At 53.2% G+C, this 17,227-nt stretch carries 13 protein-coding genes; 1 reads left to right on the forward strand and 12 read right to left on the reverse strand.

The window, feature by feature from the left end:
- Positions 1-153 precede the first annotated feature (153 nt).
- Positions 154-2,073 carry a peptidoglycan DD-transpeptidase MrdA2 gene (mrdA2, locus tag OGW44_RS20050; protein WP_185655099.1) on the forward strand — a complete coding sequence of 640 codons (1,920 nt, stop codon included), beginning with the start codon at positions 154-156 and terminating at the stop codon, positions 2,071-2,073.
- Here mrdA2 and bglB read toward each other — a convergent pair.
- The 12 genes from bglB to cheR form a co-directional block, all read right to left on the reverse strand.
- Entirely contained in the window at positions 2,045-3,184 is a 1,140-nt protein-coding gene (gene bglB, locus OGW44_RS20055) for a beta-galactosidase BglB (protein ID WP_185655098.1), read from the reverse strand. The genes mrdA2 and bglB overlap by 29 nt on opposite strands.
- Positions 3,185-4,771: an MFS transporter gene (locus OGW44_RS20060; RefSeq protein ID WP_016156807.1), complete on the reverse strand. Its 1,587-nt coding sequence runs from the start codon at positions 4,769-4,771 to the stop codon at positions 3,185-3,187.
- Between the two features lie 262 nt (positions 4,772-5,033).
- On the reverse strand, positions 5,034-5,426 hold the full coding sequence (gene flhE, locus OGW44_RS20065; protein ID WP_185655097.1) for a flagellar protein FlhE: 393 nt from the start codon (positions 5,424-5,426) through the stop codon (positions 5,034-5,036).
- Entirely contained in the window at positions 5,426-7,504 is a 2,079-nt protein-coding gene (gene flhA / locus OGW44_RS20070; RefSeq protein ID WP_016153428.1) for a flagellar biosynthesis protein FlhA, read from the reverse strand. The genes flhE and flhA overlap by 1 nt, the downstream gene beginning before the upstream one ends.
- Entirely contained in the window at positions 7,497-8,648 is a 1,152-nt protein-coding gene (gene flhB, locus OGW44_RS20075; RefSeq protein WP_016153429.1) for a flagellar biosynthesis protein FlhB, read from the reverse strand. Before flhB ends, flhA begins: the two co-directional genes overlap by 8 nt.
- 140 nt (positions 8,649-8,788) lie before the next feature.
- The gene (locus OGW44_RS20080; protein ID WP_185655096.1) at positions 8,789-11,455 is read right to left on the reverse strand and encodes a family 78 glycoside hydrolase catalytic domain; all 2,667 of its coding nucleotides are present in this window, start codon (positions 11,453-11,455) and stop codon (positions 8,789-8,791) included.
- 24 nt (positions 11,456-11,479) lie between these two features.
- Positions 11,480-12,781 carry an MFS transporter gene (locus OGW44_RS20085; protein ID WP_103928322.1) on the reverse strand — a complete coding sequence of 434 codons (1,302 nt, stop codon included), beginning with the start codon at positions 12,779-12,781 and terminating at the stop codon, positions 11,480-11,482.
- A 106-nt stretch (positions 12,782-12,887) separates the two neighbouring features.
- Entirely contained in the window at positions 12,888-13,739 is an 852-nt protein-coding gene (locus OGW44_RS20090; protein WP_095715402.1) for a helix-turn-helix domain-containing protein, read from the reverse strand.
- A gap of 487 nt (positions 13,740-14,226) precedes the next feature.
- On the reverse strand, positions 14,227-14,871 hold the full coding sequence (gene cheZ / locus OGW44_RS20095) for a protein phosphatase CheZ (RefSeq protein ID WP_029139578.1): 645 nt from the start codon (positions 14,869-14,871) through the stop codon (positions 14,227-14,229).
- Between the two features lie 13 nt (positions 14,872-14,884).
- Positions 14,885-15,274 carry a chemotaxis response regulator CheY gene (gene cheY, locus OGW44_RS20100; protein WP_016153434.1) on the reverse strand — a complete coding sequence of 130 codons (390 nt, stop codon included), beginning with the start codon at positions 15,272-15,274 and terminating at the stop codon, positions 14,885-14,887.
- A gap of 18 nt (positions 15,275-15,292) precedes the next feature.
- Positions 15,293-16,342, reverse strand: coding sequence for a protein-glutamate methylesterase/protein-glutamine glutaminase (locus OGW44_RS20105; RefSeq protein WP_016153435.1), 1,050 nt, complete (start codon positions 16,340-16,342; stop codon positions 15,293-15,295).
- The gene (gene cheR, locus OGW44_RS20110; protein WP_016153436.1) at positions 16,339-17,211 is read right to left on the reverse strand and encodes a protein-glutamate O-methyltransferase CheR; all 873 of its coding nucleotides are present in this window, start codon (positions 17,209-17,211) and stop codon (positions 16,339-16,341) included. The genes OGW44_RS20105 and cheR overlap by 4 nt, the downstream gene beginning before the upstream one ends.
- Between the last annotated feature and the right edge of the window lie 16 nt (positions 17,212-17,227).

Consider the following 17,227-nt stretch of genomic DNA (forward strand, 5'->3'; position numbering starts at 1 on the left):
ATTCGGACTCAGGCCTTTTTTATTTCTGTAACAGGCCATCTGTAACAACTCACAAGGAATGACACATTTCCGTAGAGATATGGAACATTTTTTGCCTGTCATCCCGTTTAAGCCTCCGTATCATGAGGCGGCGAATTAATCGGGTACGGGTCAATGACATTCAGAGATTTTGAGGCGGAAGAAAAACTCTTCCAGCGGCGTGTATTGGTGGCCTTTGGCCTGGTGGTCATCTGCTTTGGCATCCTGATTTACAATCTCTACAACTTACAAATCTGTCAGCACCAGTATTACACCACCCGCTCGAATGCAAACGACATCAAAATGCTGCCCGTGGCCCCGACGCGCGGCATGATTTACGATCGCAACGGCATCCCGCTGGTGCGCAACGTAACCTGGTACGACATTTCCGTTACGCCTTATAAAATCAGTGATATGAATTCCCTGATCAGGCAGCTCACGCCTATCATTGACCTCACTCCTGATGACATTGACCAGTTTCGCCATGCGCTGAAAGCCAGCAGCCGCTATCGCCCGGTCGTGCTAAAAAATGCGCTGACCGATGTGGAAATCGCCCGCTTCTCGGTTAACCAGTTTCATTTCAGCGGCGTCAATATCAATAGCTATGAAGACCGCCAGTACCCTTATGGCGCAGCGCTGGCGCATGTCCTTGGCTATGTGTCAAAAATCAATGACAACGACCTGAATGCGCTGGATCAAAAAGGCCTGACAGAGAACTACGCCGCCGATCACAACATCGGTAAGCAGGGTATTGAGCACTACTATGAAAATGAACTGCATGGGAAAACCGGTTATCAGGAGGTCGAAGTTGATAACCACGGACGCATCGTACGCCTGATCAAAGATGTGCCGCCCGTTGCCGGAAAAGATATCCACCTGACGCTGGACCTCCATTTACAGCAATATATTGAGAGTCTGTTGGTGGGCCAGCGGGCCGCCGTTTTGGTTGAGGATCCGCATGACGGTTCCGTGCTGGCAATGGTTTCGAACCCCAGCTATGACCCCAACCCGTTTGTCAAAGGTATCAGCTATCAGGACTATAACAAGCTGCTTCAGGATAAGGACCTGCCGTTAATCAACCGTGTCACGCAGGGGTTGTATCCTCCCGCCTCCACGGTCAAACCGTATATGGCGATGTCAGCATTACTGGACGGCGTGATCACGCCGCAGACCCGTTTCTTCGGCGCCCCCACCTGGACGCTCCCCGGCACGGAGCGACATTACCGTGACTGGAAAAAAACGGGCCACGGTATGCTGGATGTCACCAAAGCAATTGAAGAATCTGCCGACACGTTCTTTTATCAGGTGGCGTATATGATGGGGATCGACCGTATTAACAGCATGCTCAGCCAGTTTGGCTATGGCAAACCGACCGGCATCGATCTTGGTGAGGAGTATAACGGCCTGCTCCCGAGCCGCGAATGGAAGCAGAAAGTGCATAAAAAAGCCTGGTATCAGGGAGATACCATTTCGGTTGGCATCGGCCAGGGATACTGGATTGCCACGCCGATCCAGATGGTTAAAGCCATGGTCGCGCTGATTAACAACGGCAAGGTTATCGCCCCTCACCTGCTACGTGATGAAGAGAGCGGAAAAGTCATCACGCCGTATCAGGCTCCCGAAGCACCGTCACAAATTGCCTCTGCTTCGTCCCCTTACTGGGGACTGGTGCGTCAAGCGATGTTCGGCATGGCGAATGAGCCAAACGGTACCGGTTATAAGTTCTTTCACACCGCGCCTTACGGCATTGCAGCGAAAAGTGGCACATCACAGGTCTTTAGCCTGAAAGAAAATCAGACCTACGATGCGAAAATGATCCCCGTGCGTCTGCGCGACCACGTGTTCTATACCGCATTTGCGCCATATAAGAACCCAAAAGTCGCCATAGCGTTAATTCTGGAAAACGGCGGCAGCGATGGCGTCACCGCCGCACCAGTCATGCGTCAAATCATGGATCATCTGTTTGCTGCGCAGGACGACGACGCACAAGCGGGTCCGATAGCCGCAACGCCATCGGACACCGATATCAAAAATACTTACGCAAGTATTCGGTAAGGCACAGCATCGCCATCGCCTGACCGTAAGGCATGGAGGTCCGGGGGATGTTGCGGTAGAAATCGAGATTGTGGCCCATCCCGGTACCAAACGAGGTATGCAGCAATTCACCTTCCGGCGAAATATGTTGCACAATGCCTCTGATCGCTTTTTCAGCTACAGCCGCATAGTCTTGCCCGACATAGCGTTTACGTACCGCTTTGAGGATCCCATAGGCAAATCCGGCGGTTGCCGAAGCTTCCAGATACGACTGCGGGTCGTCCAGCAAGGTGTGCCACAGTCCGCTTTCATCCTGGCACTTCGCCAGCGCCGCGATTTGCGCGTTCAAAACTTGCACCAAATAGCGGTGCACTGCATTGTTTTCCGGCAAATCAACTAATTCGAGGAAATCCGGGATGACTATAGTTAACCAGCTGTTGCCACGCGCCCAGCGAGCGTTGGCGAAGTTATGCTGTCCTTCATAGCTCCAGCCGTGGAACCACAGCCCCGTTTCTTTATCCATCAGGTTTTGCACGTGCAGCAGGAACTGATAGGTTGCCTCTTCAATATACTCGGGACGGTTGAGCAACTTGCCAATCTTCGCCAGCGGTAAGACCGTCATCATCAACGTGTCATCCCACATCTGCTGGTGATTTTCTTCCGCCAGCGTAATGTGCTGCATACCGCCGAATTGGGTACGCGGCATATCATGCATTGCCCACTCAGCCCAACTGTCGAGCCACGGCAGATACGCGGGATTACGCGTCTCTTCATAGCGATATGCCAGCGTTAAAAACGGCGCCATGGTGTTGACGTTTTTAGTCGTTGCACCTTCCGCAAAGCGATCGGCAAACCAGCTGTCGATAATATCGCGCATCGCGGCATCGCCGGTTTGCTGATAATACTGATACATCCCGTACAAGCCGATGCCGTGCGTCCACTCCCATCCCGCCCAGCCTTTGGTATCAATAACGCGTCCATCATCCAGACGTAGCAAGAACTCGCCGGTCTCATCATGAATATTGACCAGGTTATGCGTCACCTTTTTGATCAACGCTTTTAATTCATCCCTGGCAATAAAATGTTCTGGCTGGCGCAACAATGGACTGTGTTTAACCGGATAAACAATCATTTACTTAACCTCTGTCAATGTCGAATTCAATACAGCACCCTTTTCCAGTTTTGGTGCCGCTGGTTTATTACGATTCAGGTAACCAATATTGTTGTTACCCCAAAGTGATTCATAAGGCATGCCCGATAGCATCTCTACGGTCGCGCGTCCTTTAGCGGAAAGTCCTTCCAGCACGGGTTGCCCGGACTCACGCATTTTTGCTGTCTCTTCACGCAGGGTGCTGTGCGTTTGCAGGTTCAGTTTGAAGCGCAAGGAAACCAGGAAACCCATCGCCAGAACAATCAGCGTTCCGCAGCTCAGAATTAACAGGATGGTATGGCTGACCGCCGCGGGCTGTGCGCTCTGACCGGAGACAAAACCAGACAACTGCATGACAATCCCCACCAGCATCACCGCTCCCGCCTGCGACGCTTTACGCGTTAACGTCATAATGCCGGCGAAGATCCCTTCCCGACGCTGACCGGTAATCACTTCGTCAACGTCAGCAATATAGGTGTAGATATTCCAGGGAACGTAGTTGATACCACCGCGTCCTAAACCCGCAACGGCGGAAACCAATAGCAACAGAGAATAAACATCGCTTAATCCGGCGTAATACAGCCCCGCATAGGAGAGTGAACTGAGGCCAAACAGGACGACCACCATGCGATAAGACGGCGCAGGTCCGAAACGGATGCACAATGGGATCATGGCGATAACGGCAATAAACTGGAAGATAGCCATCGTACCCAGCAGGTTTGACGCCATCGATGCTTCCTGCATCAGCACAAACACCACATAGTAAGTAAAGACGGCGTTAAAGACGTCCTGGGCAATATAGCCGCCAAGATACATTCCTAAATGCTGGCGAAAGATACGGATGCGCAGTGTTGAACTCAGTTCCACAAATAAACGGTTCATACTCTGACTCAAGGTCAGGCTTTTCTTCTCTTCTTCGGCTCGCAGCGCCGCCTCAGTCCACTCTTCCCGTGGGCGTTCCCAGGTAAAGAACCAGACGAAGGTCAGCATCAGTGCACACAGCACAGAAAACACCAGGCTGGCGTAGAAAAAAGAGACGGGGTTGTCCTTGCCAAACAGCGTCAGCAGAACGCCAGGTAAGAATGAGGCCAGAATGGCAGACATTTGCGCCATCGAAATGCGCGCGCCGGAGAATTTGGTTTTCTGTTTAAAGTCATCGGTCATTTCGGGTACCAGCGTTTCGTATGGCACCAGAATCATGGTGTAGACCACGTCAAAAATCAGATAGGTGAGCAGGTAGTACCAGAACCCCATATCACCCACCCACATTAGTGAGTAGCTAAAGACACAGGGTATCCCCAACAGAATAAAAAACTTGCGTCGCCCAAAGCGTTTGCCGAGCCAGGTGGAGCCAAAGTTATCGGTTAAAAAACCCATTAATGGGCTAACAACGGCATCCAACACCCTGGCGGTAGCGAAGATAAAGGTTGCTTCGATTGGCGTCAGGCCACAGAACGTCGTGTAAAAATAGAGTAGCCAGGCCGCGGTTAACGCCGTGGTGCCTGCGCCTAAAAAATCCCCCGAACCGTAGGCAAAATAGTTAACCAACCCAATTTTACGTGTATTCATTGCCGTTACCCCTGCACATTATTGGGAGGCCCCGCAATCCTCGCTTTGACATTGGGCCTCCTTACAGGGCCACAGTAAAAGCTAACAGCAAGTGAAACCTTTCTATTTTTGCCAGGGGTATTCGTGAAATGGCAACAGCACAAAGAGTCCGGCAACGTATGTCACCTATTTTATAAAACAGCGTTTCTATTTAATCAAAGAGGTGGACTAGAATTGCGAAGCAGCCAGCAGTTTCTGCTGCTGGCCGGAATGAAGGGAGGCGTTAACGATAGTTCACAATCACCTGATTGCTCTGAACCTGTAAGGCGGGGATCAGGCGACCGCCACCGGGTACTTCCCAGACAAAATGCATCGGTTCGATGGCGGGAACATTATTGAATCCGTTGGTGGTCCCGCTTTGCCCGTCCAGCTCAACACAGCGGGACTGAGAACATAAACGCACCCGTAAACCCGCGGGCGTTGGGCCATTGAGCTCATAGCGCCAGGCCACCAGCGTCATCAACCCCGAGATCGGCTGGCTGGGCGTCAGAGGTGAAGACGAGGCTGACTGGCCGCGGTGATTTAAAGTAATCCCCATGCCGCTGGCCTGCCAGGCGCCTTCTCCGGCAGCCTGCGCTACCAGAGGAAAAAACAACAACCACAGTAATTTACGCATTACTTACCTCCAATAGTCGCCGTCATACGGATATGGCGGTTGTCAGACAGCTCCATGTTCGATAACACCACCAGTTGCGGAATGCTGCGACGTAAAAAGCGTGCCAGTAACGGACGCAACGCGTGGTTAACCAGTAAGACCGGCGGCGCACCCAACATTTCCTGACGGGACAGCGCTTCCTGAGTCTGGGCCAGCAGTCGGTCTGCAAGCCCCGGCTCCAGACCGCCGCCGCCCTGCAGCGCCTGCAGAAGCAAACGTTCGAGCGGAGTATCAAGGCCGATAACCTGAACCTCTTCATTACCCGGGAACCACTGCTGAGTGATGGCGCGTCCCAACGCAACACGTACCACCGCGGTAAGCTCATGCGGATCGTTTTGCAGCGGTGCATGTTCAGCCAGCGTTTCGAGAATGGTGCGCATATCGCGAATCGGTACTTTCTCATCCAGTAAGTTCTGTAACACTTTATGCAGCGTAGTGAGCGTCACGACGCCCGGGACCAGATCTTCCGTCAGTTTTGGCATCTCCTGCGAGACGCGGTCCAGTAGCTGTTGCGCCTCCTGACGGCCAAACAGCTCAGCAGCGAACTGCCCAATCAGGTGATTAAGGTGCGTGGCGACAACGGTACTGGCTTCAACAACCGTAAAGCCCTGAATCTGCGCCTGTTCCTTCAATGCGCTTTCAATCCAGATAGCGTCCAGACCGAAAGCCGGATCGACCGTTTTCTCGCCCGGCAGTGACCCGGCGGCAGTACCAGGGTTAATGGCCAGCCAGCGTCCCGGATAGGCGTCACCGCTGCCAATTTCCACCCCTTTCATCAAAATACGATAGCGGGCCGGCTGCAGATCCATATTGTCGCGGATATGTACCACCGGCGGCAGAAAACCCATATCCTGGGCAAATTTCTTACGAATACTGCGAATTCGCCCCAGCAACTCGCCATCTTGCTGAAAGTCCACCATTGGGATCAGGCGGTAGCCTACCTCCATCCCCAGGGAATCCTCCAGCTGTACGTCATTCCATGTTGCTTCCACCACGGAGTTGTTTTCCGGCATTTTCACCGGCTGCGGCTCATCGGGAGCTTTTTGCTCACGACCACGCATCCACCAGGCCAGACCCAGTAACGCGGCGGTAAACATCAAAAACACCAGGTTCGGCATGCCCGGAACCAGACCCAAAAGACCAAGCACCGCCGCACTAAGCAGCATGACACTAGGATTACTGAACAGTTGGGTCACCATCTGTTCGCCTACGTCCTGGTCGGTACTCACGCGGGTCACGATAACCCCCGCCGCGGTGGAGATTACCAGCGCAGGAATTTGCGCCACCAGCCCGTCACCGATGGTCAGCAGGGTATAACTTTCCGCTGCGCTACCCATGCTCATACCATGCTGCAACACCCCGACTAACAGACCGCCGACCACGTTGATCACCATGATCAAGATACCGGCGATGGCATCTCCACGTACGAATTTACTCGCACCGTCCATAGAGCCGTAGAAATCCGCTTCCTGCGTCACCTCCGAGCGTCGTTTTTTGGCTTCATCTTCGCCAATCAGACCCGCATTCAAATCCGCATCAATCGCCATCTGCTTGCCGGGCATACCATCCAGCACGAAGCGCGCGCCAACCTCGGCGATACGCCCGGCACCTTTGGTGATAACCATAAAGTTGATAATGACGAGAATAACGAAGACCACGATACCGATCGCAAAGTTACCGCCCACCAGGAAGTGACCAAAAGCTTCAACCACCTTTCCCGCCGCCGCCGCGCCGGTATGTCCTTCCATTAAAATGATACGCGTCGACGCAACGTTCAGGGCGAGGCGTAATAATGTGGTAAACAGCAAAATCGTCGGGAATGCGGCAAACTCCAGCGTACGCTGGGTGAACATCGCCACCAGCAGCACCATGATCGACAGCGCAATGTTAAACGTGAACAGCAAATCGAGGACGAAAGCCGGCAACGGCAACACCATCATCGACAGGATCAGCAGGATAAGGATCGGTCCGGCAAGGATTTGCAGTTGCGTGGATTTCAGGTTGCTGGGCAAACGCAACATCGCGACCAGATTAGCCATCAGTATTCTTCTCGTTCATGAAATCCAGTGCTTCAGGCACCGGAAGGTTTTCAGGTTGTGGTGGACGCTTGCCGCCGGCGAGACGCCAGCGTTTTAGCTGCCATACCCATGCCAGCACTTCGGCAACGGCGGCATATAATTGACCCGGTATTTGTTGACCAATCTCAGCATGACGGTATAGCGCACGCGCCAGCGGTGGCGCTTCTAACGTAGGGACTCGATGTTCAGCGCCAATCTCACGAATGCGCAGCGCCACCAGCCCCGCGCCTTTGGCAACAACTTTCGGCGCGCTCATTTTGTTCTCGTCATACTTCAACGCCACCGAATAGTGCGTGGGGTTGGTAACAATCACGTCTGCTTTCGGCACATCCGCCATCATGCGACGCTGCGCGGCCGCGCGCTGCATTTGGCGTATTTTGCCCTTAACGTGCGGGTCGCCTTCGCTTTGCTTAAATTCGTCACGAATATCCTGACGCGACATGCGCAGCTTTTTCAGATGGCTGTAAATCTGGAAAAAAACGTCGAACCCCACCATCGGAATAACGCCAAGCACCACCAACAGTGCGCACATGCCAACTAAATCCAGGGCGTTGCCCATCGCCGTAATCGGCGATTCCGCCATCAAACGCATCATCGCCGGCCAGTTATGCCAGAGATAAAATCCGGCCACGCTCCCCACCAGCGTGGACTTCAGTATCGCTTTGAGCAGTTCCGCTCCGGTTTGCGCTGAAAACATGCGTTTAATGCCCGGCAACGGATTCAGCTTAGAAAACTTGGGCTGCAGAGATTTACCGCTGAAAATCAAGCCGCCAAGCATCACCGGGGAGATTAATGCCACCAGAACGACGCCGGTAATCAACGGTAACAGCGCAATCATCGCGTCTTTAATCAGCAGGATGATTTGGCTGAGGATCAGGTTAGGGTCATTGACCATACTGTGGTCAAAACGTAATCCGGCCGACAGCATACCGGCCAGTCTGCGGGCAAGCGACTCCCCGCCAATCCAGATAATGCACACGCCCACCAGCAAAATAAGCAGTGAGGTCAGCTCTTTGGATCGGGGGACTTGCCCTTCTTCCCGTGCTTTTTCAAGTCGGTGGGGTGTGGGGGCTTCTGTTTTGTCGTCGTCGCTTTCTTCTGCCACGGCATTACTCTCGTCGTCACGGTCACGAGTATTATCGCGACCGCAACCATTGCCAATGCGTCGAATAGCGAAACGAAAACAGAGGAATTCGAGCGTTCGTTTGTCACGACAGCGCGAACGCTGCCGTGACAACCCCGCGGTTAGCGCTGCCAGATAACGCGATAATGGCCCGATCCCACCTGCGCGCTATAGCCGCCGTCTACTGGCGCGAAGTCGAGGCCATCGGTATCGAGCAGCGTTTGTGCGCCATCAAGGATCACCATTGAGTGAGTATTCGGCGGAATATCTACCTCAAGGGTGATGGACTGTAAGCCATCGCGCGCCGGTTCCTGCGTCCAGTGGACGGCAATATCACCATATACCGAGCCGTATCGCGCTTTCAGCCATGTCAGGCCACCGCCCGGAATAGGCCGCAGTACCGAAGATTTAAAGCCCGGCGCGTGTTCTTCGGTATTTATTCCCGCCGCCACGCGATACAGCCATTCACCGATCGCCCCGTAGGCATAATGGTTGAAGGAGTTCATGTCCGGGCTCCACATTGTGCCGTCCGGTTTCACGCCATCCCAGTGTTCCCAAATCGTCGTCGCCCCGGCTTTTACCTGATACAACCAGCTTGGGAAGTCCTCTTTCATCAGTAATTGCCACGCCGCGTCGGCCTGTCCGTTTTCGCTCAATGCGTGACAGAAATAGGGGGTGCCGACAAACCCCGTCACCAGATGACCGTCATTTTCCGCCAGCAGTTCCAGCAGCGTTTGCACGGTGCGCTCGCGGTGCGCGTCCGGCACTAACTGGAAGTAAAGCGCCAGAATATGCGCCGTTTGCGTGCGCGCCGCCAGCCGCCCGGTGGCGGTAAAAAACTCATTGCGGAAGCTTTCGACAATCGCGGTATGCAGCGCCTGATAATGGGTGTGGTCAACGTCATTTCCCAGTGCTTTGGCTGATTTCGCCAGCAGCAGCGTGGACAACGCATAGTAGGCCATGCAGGTCAGTTCATTCGGCGTGGCGCCAAAATAGCTGCCCTCTTTGGCATCCAGCGCAACCCAATCGCCAAACTGCAGTTTCCACGACCACTGATTCTCAACAGCGTTGTCATGCATAAACTCCACCCAGGCTTTCATGCTGTCGTACTGGCGGGCCAGCGTCTGCTTATCGCCGTACATCAGGTACAGCGTCCACGGGTTAATCACCGCCGCATCGGCCCAGGCTGCGGCGGAATGGGTGCGCCCGTGGGATAAAAAGCGGTCGTTGTCGCATTTGCCGGTAAGGATATCGGGGATGACGTGCGGCACACCGCCCTCCGGCGTTTGGTCGTGCTGAAGATCGGTCAGCCATTTGGCAAAAAAAGTGCGCGTCTGCATCAGATAACTGGCGGTGCGGCAGAAAATTTGCGCATCGCCCGTCCATCCCAGACGTTCATCGCGCTGCGGGCAGTCGGTTGGGATATCGACGAAATTGCCCTTAAGCCCCCACATGATGTTGTGATGCAGTTGGTTGAGATCCGCGTTTGAGGTTTCAATGTGACCCGTCGGCGTCATCGCGGAATGCAGCACGACCGCGACAAAATCATCCCGCGTCGGCGTGCCAGGCCAACGTTCAATCAGCACATAACGGAAACCCTGAAAGGTAAAATGCGGGTGAAAACATTCTTCACCCTCGCCGCGTAAGGTGTAATCAATGCACTGTTTGGCGGTGCGCAGGTTCGCCAGATAAACATTGCCTTCGGCATCCAGCACTTCAAAATGGCGCAGCACCACGCGCTCACCTGCCGCACCGCGCACCCGAAACTCCACCCAGCCGCTGAGGTTCTGGCCAAAATCAAGCACCGTCTCGCCTTTTGGCGTCGTGATGATTGAGCACGGCGCAAGCCGTTCTATTTCTTGTACCGGGCAGGCCGTTTGCGGTTGCAGCACCGAAGTCTCTGCCGCAAGCGTCGTCACCGCGCGCCAATGCCCGGCGCTAAACGCAGGCTCGCTCCAGCCGCGCTGCTCCCGACGTGCGTCATACACTTCACCATCATAAATTTCAGCAAACAAAATCGCGTCATCGCAGCCCTGCCAGTGTGCATCCGTGGCGATTATCCGCTGGCTACCATCGCGGAGCGTCACCACCATATGGCAAATAAACCCCGTCTGCTGGCCGTAATAGTTGCGATAGCGGTTGAAGCTCATATCCCCTTTATACCAACCCGCTCCCACCATCGCGCCAATCACGTTTTCGCCTTCTCGCAGGTGCTCGGTCACATCCCAGGTTTGATACAACAGATGGTGGTGGTAGCTCGTCCAGCCGGGCGATAACTCATCACGCCCGACTTTTTCGCCGTTGATCCACAGTTGATACAACCCCAGCGCGCTGGCATGTACCACCGCCGAAACAATGTCATCACCGTCGGGCAAACTGAACGCATGGCGCAACAACGTGCCTTTTGAGTTGTCTTTATCCTGCGGCGTTTCAGCCGAGATAAACACCCCTTGCCACGCTCGCGCTGGCAGGCCGGTAATAAACGTTGCCGCCGGGCTCCAGCCGCTCTCTTCACCGTGGTTGTCGGTAATATGCACCCGCACAAAATAGCGCGTCGAGTGCTGGCAGGCGACGTCGGGCAATTCGATATTACTGGAGCGGTCATCGTGCATTTCGCCGCTGTCAAACACGCATTGGGCAAAATCTTCTTGCGCCGACAGCTGCAAACGCCAGCTACGCTGCTGTACATCGCGCAAGGTACTGGTGATTATCCAGCCGAAAACCGGCAGCGTTTCGCAGCCCGTCAGCGTGGTTTCATAGTTGAGCGTAATCTTTTCTACTGCCAACATAATTTTTCCCTCAGTGGCTCATATTCAGGCTTTGGCCCGCAAAGTATCGTGCGACGCCTGTCCGTTATCAGGCGTCGCCACCATTTCTGTTTCTGCATTAAATTCATTACGTTGCTTGCCGTGGAAGCACAGCCAGCCGATAACCATGCCTATCGCCACAATCGCCGTCAGCAGGCAATAAAGAACCACTGGCCCCGCGCTCAACAGAACAGGAGTGACGAACGCCAACAAGCCGCAGGTCAGACGGGCGACACCGACAATCACCCCTTGCGCGGTGGCGCGTAGCATGGTGGGGAATGACTCTTGCGCCCACACTTTCATGATGCCTTCGAAGGCAAATCCTGTGCCGATATTGGTAAACAGCAGGCAGCAGAACCAGGAGAGCGGCGAGAAATTAAACAGTACCGGCACGAAATAACCACCGGACATCATCACCGCGCCAAAAATAAAGAATGGAACCCGTTTTGAGGTATCAACGACGCGCATAAACATCAACCCAGACGCCACGCTCACTGGCAGAATCAACAGCCCCCACAGCGAGTGTGTGCTGACGGAAATGCCCACCACATTTACCGCTACATAAGCCCCAAACTGCCCGCCGGTATTGGCCGCCAGATTGGTGAAGGTATAAAAGATACACAGCGAGATAAACGGCCACAGGTATTTGCCTTCGAGCAGATCGCGCCAGCCGGTTTTCTGCGCCCGAACGGTGGCGATGCCACGACGCAGTTCATCCTTTGCCGCCAACCACAGCGGCGACTCTGGGATAGACCAACGCAGGATCATCAGCACAACCGCCACCAGCCCAACGTGCATATACATGATTTGCGCGCCAATCAGCCCCCAGTCGCCGACGATAGCGGAGATCCCCATCGTGGCGCCAATTCCCACCAGCCAGAGTAAATTGGACAAGCCGATAATCTTGCCGCGGTTTTCATCGTTCGCCGCTTCGGAGATAGTCGCCAGAGAGACGGGTAAATCAGCCCCTGTCGCCAGCCCCACCAAGAGTGTGCCCAGCACCAGGAACGGGAAGTTCAAACCAAAGGCCAGCGCCAGCGTGCCGATAAAAATCATCACCATCGTAATAATAAAAACATTACGACGACCAATACGGTCTCCAAGACGACCGCCACCAAAAGCCCCAGCGGCAATACTCAGCGTTAATAATCCAGATAAAATGCCAATTTGTAGTGCAGTAATACCCATTGTTTTTTGATAAATGACTAAGGCTGTACCACTGGAAACAATAGCCGCCGAATCAATATATGATGCCATTCCAGACACCACCCCAATATACCAAGGGTTAGGTGTTTTATTTTTTGACATAACGATTCCCTTAAATTTACAGATAGTAAGGCGAGAAATAAGCGTATGGCCTACCCCCGTCACGATGGATGGTAGTAATAATTTTTTATTGTTATTAACCTAACAATTAAATCGCTATTAAAACTCGTGAATGAAGTACACGTTCATGGCTTGGAGGATAATGGAAATACCGTCGGTACGATTCAGTCAACCTGATCGCATTCATAAAACCACAACGTGCCGCAATTTCACTGATGGTTTTATCCGTAGTGCGCAGTAATTCTTGAGCTTTTAATACACGATACAACATCTGGAATTTAACCGGAGTATAACCGGTCACTCGCTTAATTAAGCGATACATCGTGCGCCTGGCGACACCGTTATCATCACTCAACACATTCCAGTCTAAATGACGCAAGCTACTGGTCTTGAGCATACGGATCAGGTTGGCTCGCCCTCGCTCATCAGGGCTAAGCGCCCCAGTTTGGCGGTCGCACTGGCAAAGTGTGTTGATGATGTTCAGCAAAGCGACTTCACACAATGAAAAATAGAGCACGTCATAGTTACTCTCGTTACGTGAGATTATCTCCTGGCTCAATACCTCAATACGCGCCAGCGCTCCCTGAGTTAACGCCAGCGCGGTAGGCTGTAGAAGTTTTTCTTTTATACAATCGAGCAAATTATCAATGTGCTGTAAAAAATGAAAACTGCGCGGGCGACGAATCAATATATTAATAACCGACAGATTATTAGTTGAAACATAACTATGGGTATCGTTAGCGGTCACTAAAAAAAAGTCACCCTGGCAGATAAAACGAACCAAGTCATTAATAATATGAAACCCGCTACCGCTACGGACAATCACCAGTTCATCAAAATCATGCCCGTGCACACCTTCCATTAATTGGTTATTCATCGAAAAAAGACAAAACGCATGTTGCTCTGAATGAAAAAAATCATTCTCACGTAAAATTCGCATATCTCCCCCGCCGCTATTCGAGTAAAAACACTCGGGATATCGATAAATAACCTACTGACATAATATATTGCCTTGCACTGATAACCATTTAACTGCAATTATTATGACAAGTCTATATATCGCACTGTCACTCAGGCGTAACCTGCTGTGACCTCAGCATCATTTCGGTAAATAACCGCCAAGTTATGGCATAAAAAAGAGGATATACGCCGTGCAGATGAACCCACTTCATCCAGGCATTCAACCGGGTACGAATCATAGTGCAGGGCACATTGTGCCGACTGGCGGCCCAAAAACCCTGCGGGATCCAGAGAAGCGCAGCGCTCGGTATGCAGCGAGCGAACCCGTTCTGGCAACTTCACCGTAAAAATGGATAGTAAATAAAGAGAACGATAGGTATCTGTAGGCTGGATAACGCGCAAGCCGTTATCGGTTAGAATGCCCGGCGGCGAGCGCCTGCCGGGCCAGCAAATAAAAACGCTACGGATCAGAACCCGAGGCTATCCAGCAGGTCGTCAACCTGATCCTGACTTGCCACCACGCCGGCTTTTGAGGTGTCAACCTGCGGGCCGTTAAGCAAGCTTTCGTTTTCACGTTTTGGACGAGCGCCCTGCTCTGGAATGTTTTCCAGCAGAACCATCAGCAGCTGACGTTCAATCTCCTGGATAACATCCATCATGCGCTTGATGACCTGACCGGTGAGGTCCTGGAAATCCTGCGCCATCATGATGTCCAGCAGTTGAGCGTTAGTAAAGCTGGTATGCCCTGGCACATCACCCAGGAACTGGCGGGTATCGGTGACCAGTTCACGGGCGTCAGACAGCTCGATCGGATTTTCGAACCATTCATCCCAGCGTTTGGTCAGGTCTTTGGCCCCTTTTTCCATCGCGTCCTGGTGCGGCTGCGAAGCTTCCACACTGTTCAGCGCGCGCTCTGCCGCCTGTGCGGTCATCTGCACAACGTAATCGAGACGATCGCGGGCATCGGGAATCGCTTCTGCCGCTTCGGCAATAGCCTGATCCAGCCCCAGTTCACGCAGGCTGTCGCGCAGCATTCGGGTCAAACTGCCGATGCGCGCGATGATGTCCCCGGCTGAATGTTCGTCAGCAGGTTTAATTTGTGGTTGCATCATCATTATCACACCCTCACATGCCCAGTTTCTCAAAGATTTTATTGAGTTTCTCTTCTAGCGTCGCCGCCGTGAACGGTTTCACGACATAGCCACTGGCGCCAGCCTGTGCCGCCGCAATGATATTCTCTTTCTTCGCTTCCGCCGTAACCATCAGCACCGGCAGGGCGGACATTCCGCCATCAGCACGAATGGTTTTCAGCAGTTCCAGGCCATCCATGTTCGGCATATTCCAGTCGGAAATGACAAAACCAAATCCCCCAGCCTGCAGCTTATTCAGCGCGTCCACGCCGTCTTCGGCCTCTTCAACATTGTTGAAACCCAGTTCTTTGAGCAGGTTACGCACGATGCGACGCATGGTGGAAAAGTCATCCACAACCAAAAACTTAAGCTCTTTATCCGCCATAAAAAATAAACTCCTGATTCAAATACGTATTGCCTGTCCGGCACTGATTTTCGCCAGCATTTGCTGGCTTACCTGGCTAAGATCGACCACTTCGCTTACGCCACCCATATTGATGGCCTCGCGCGGCATGCCGAACACCACACAACTTGCTTCGTTTTGCGCAATGGTCCAGGCACCCGCCTGGTTCATCGCTAACATTCCGGCGGCGCCATCGTTGCCCATACCCGTCAGGATCACTCCCACGGCATTACGCCCCGCATGTTTTGCCACCGAATGGAACAGCACATCCACTGAAGGTCGATGCCGGTTAACCGGTGGACCATCATGAATTTTGATCTGGTAGTTCGCCCCGCTGCGCGCCAGTTCCATATGCTTGTCACCAGGGGCGATATACGCATGCCCTGGAAGCACGCGCTCCCCGTCCTCAGCCTCTTTCACGGTGATCTGACACAGTTTGTTCAGACGCTCGGCGAATGAGCGGGTAAATCCTGGCGGCATATGCTGGGTAATAAGAATACCGGGACTTGAAAGCGGCAATGGCTGGAGTACATGGCGAATTGCCTCTGTTCCTCCGGTTGAGGCGCCAATCGCCAGCAGTTTTTCAGAACTGAGTAACGGCCCCGCTTTCAAGGTCACCTGTGCCGTCATGGGTTTGTGGGCCGCCAGTTTTGCCCGCGACGCGGTGCGGATCTTCTCAGCGATCATTTCGCTGTAGGCCAACATCCCTTCACGGATCCCCAACTGTGGTTTGGTGACAAAATCAATCGCCCCCAACTCCAGCGCCCGCAGCGTGACCTCAGAACCTTTACCGGTCAGCGAAGAGACCATAACCACTGGCATCGGACGCAGACGCATCAGCTTCTCAAGAAAGTCGAGGCCGTCCATGCGCGGCATTTCCACATCCAGCGTCAGGACGTCGGGATTGAATTTTTTGATTAAATCCCGGGCAACCAACGGATCCGGCGCCGTCGCCACCATTTCCATATCACTGTGGCTGTTAATAATTTCGGTCATGATTTGACGCATCAGTGCAGAATCATCAACCGATAAAACCCTGATTTTACTCATGCTTTATCCTTACCTGGCGCATGCGCATACACCGTCTGTCCACGCAAGCTAAACTCGCGCACGAGGTTGCTAAAGTTTTCTGAATGACCTGCAAACAGCAGCCCATCTGGTTTAAGAAGTGGAACAAAACGGTGCAAAATGTCCTGCTGCGTCGTTTTATCAAAATAGATCATCACGTTACGGCAAAATATGGCATCGAAGGGGCCTGGCACGTTGTACTGCTTATCCAGTAAATTCACGCTGGAAAATTCAACATGCCCCGCCAGTTCCTGCCGAACGCGTACCAGTCCTTCATGCGGTCCGGTGCCGCGCATGAAATAACGCTGTAGCTGCTGCGGTGACAGCGTCTTTAGCTCATCAAGGCGGTAGATGCCGCTTCTGGCTTTTTCCAGCACTTCGGTATCAATGTCGCTGGCAAAAACACGCCAGCGGCCCGGAGCCATACCTAAGGTATCGGCGAGCGTAATCGCAATGCTGTACGGCTCTTCTCCGGTTGACGCCGCCGCGCTCCAGACACGGTATTCACCGCTGCGCCGACGAGCATGATCTGACAGCACTGGAAAATGATGCCCTTCGCGAAAAAACGCGGTCAGATTGGTAGTCAGGGAGTTAATAAAAGCCTGCCACTCAGCACTGTTCTGGTTAGCTTCCAGCATGCTGAGATAGCGACCAAAGTCATCCAGTCCCAGGGTTCGCAGACGGCGGACCAGGCGGTTATAAACCATGTCCCGCTTATGGTCGGCCAGTACGATCCCCGCACGCTGGTAGATTAATTGACATATCCGACGAAAATGCGCGTCAGACAGCGCGAGGCGCTGGGTCATCTGTAACAATAATGACGTTTGCCCAGGGGGCAGAGATGATGTCATAGCGCCTTCTCAATCA

This window comes from Citrobacter sp. Cb023 (assembly GCF_030336805.1).
Lineage (GTDB): Bacteria > Pseudomonadota > Gammaproteobacteria > Enterobacterales > Enterobacteriaceae > Citrobacter > Citrobacter braakii.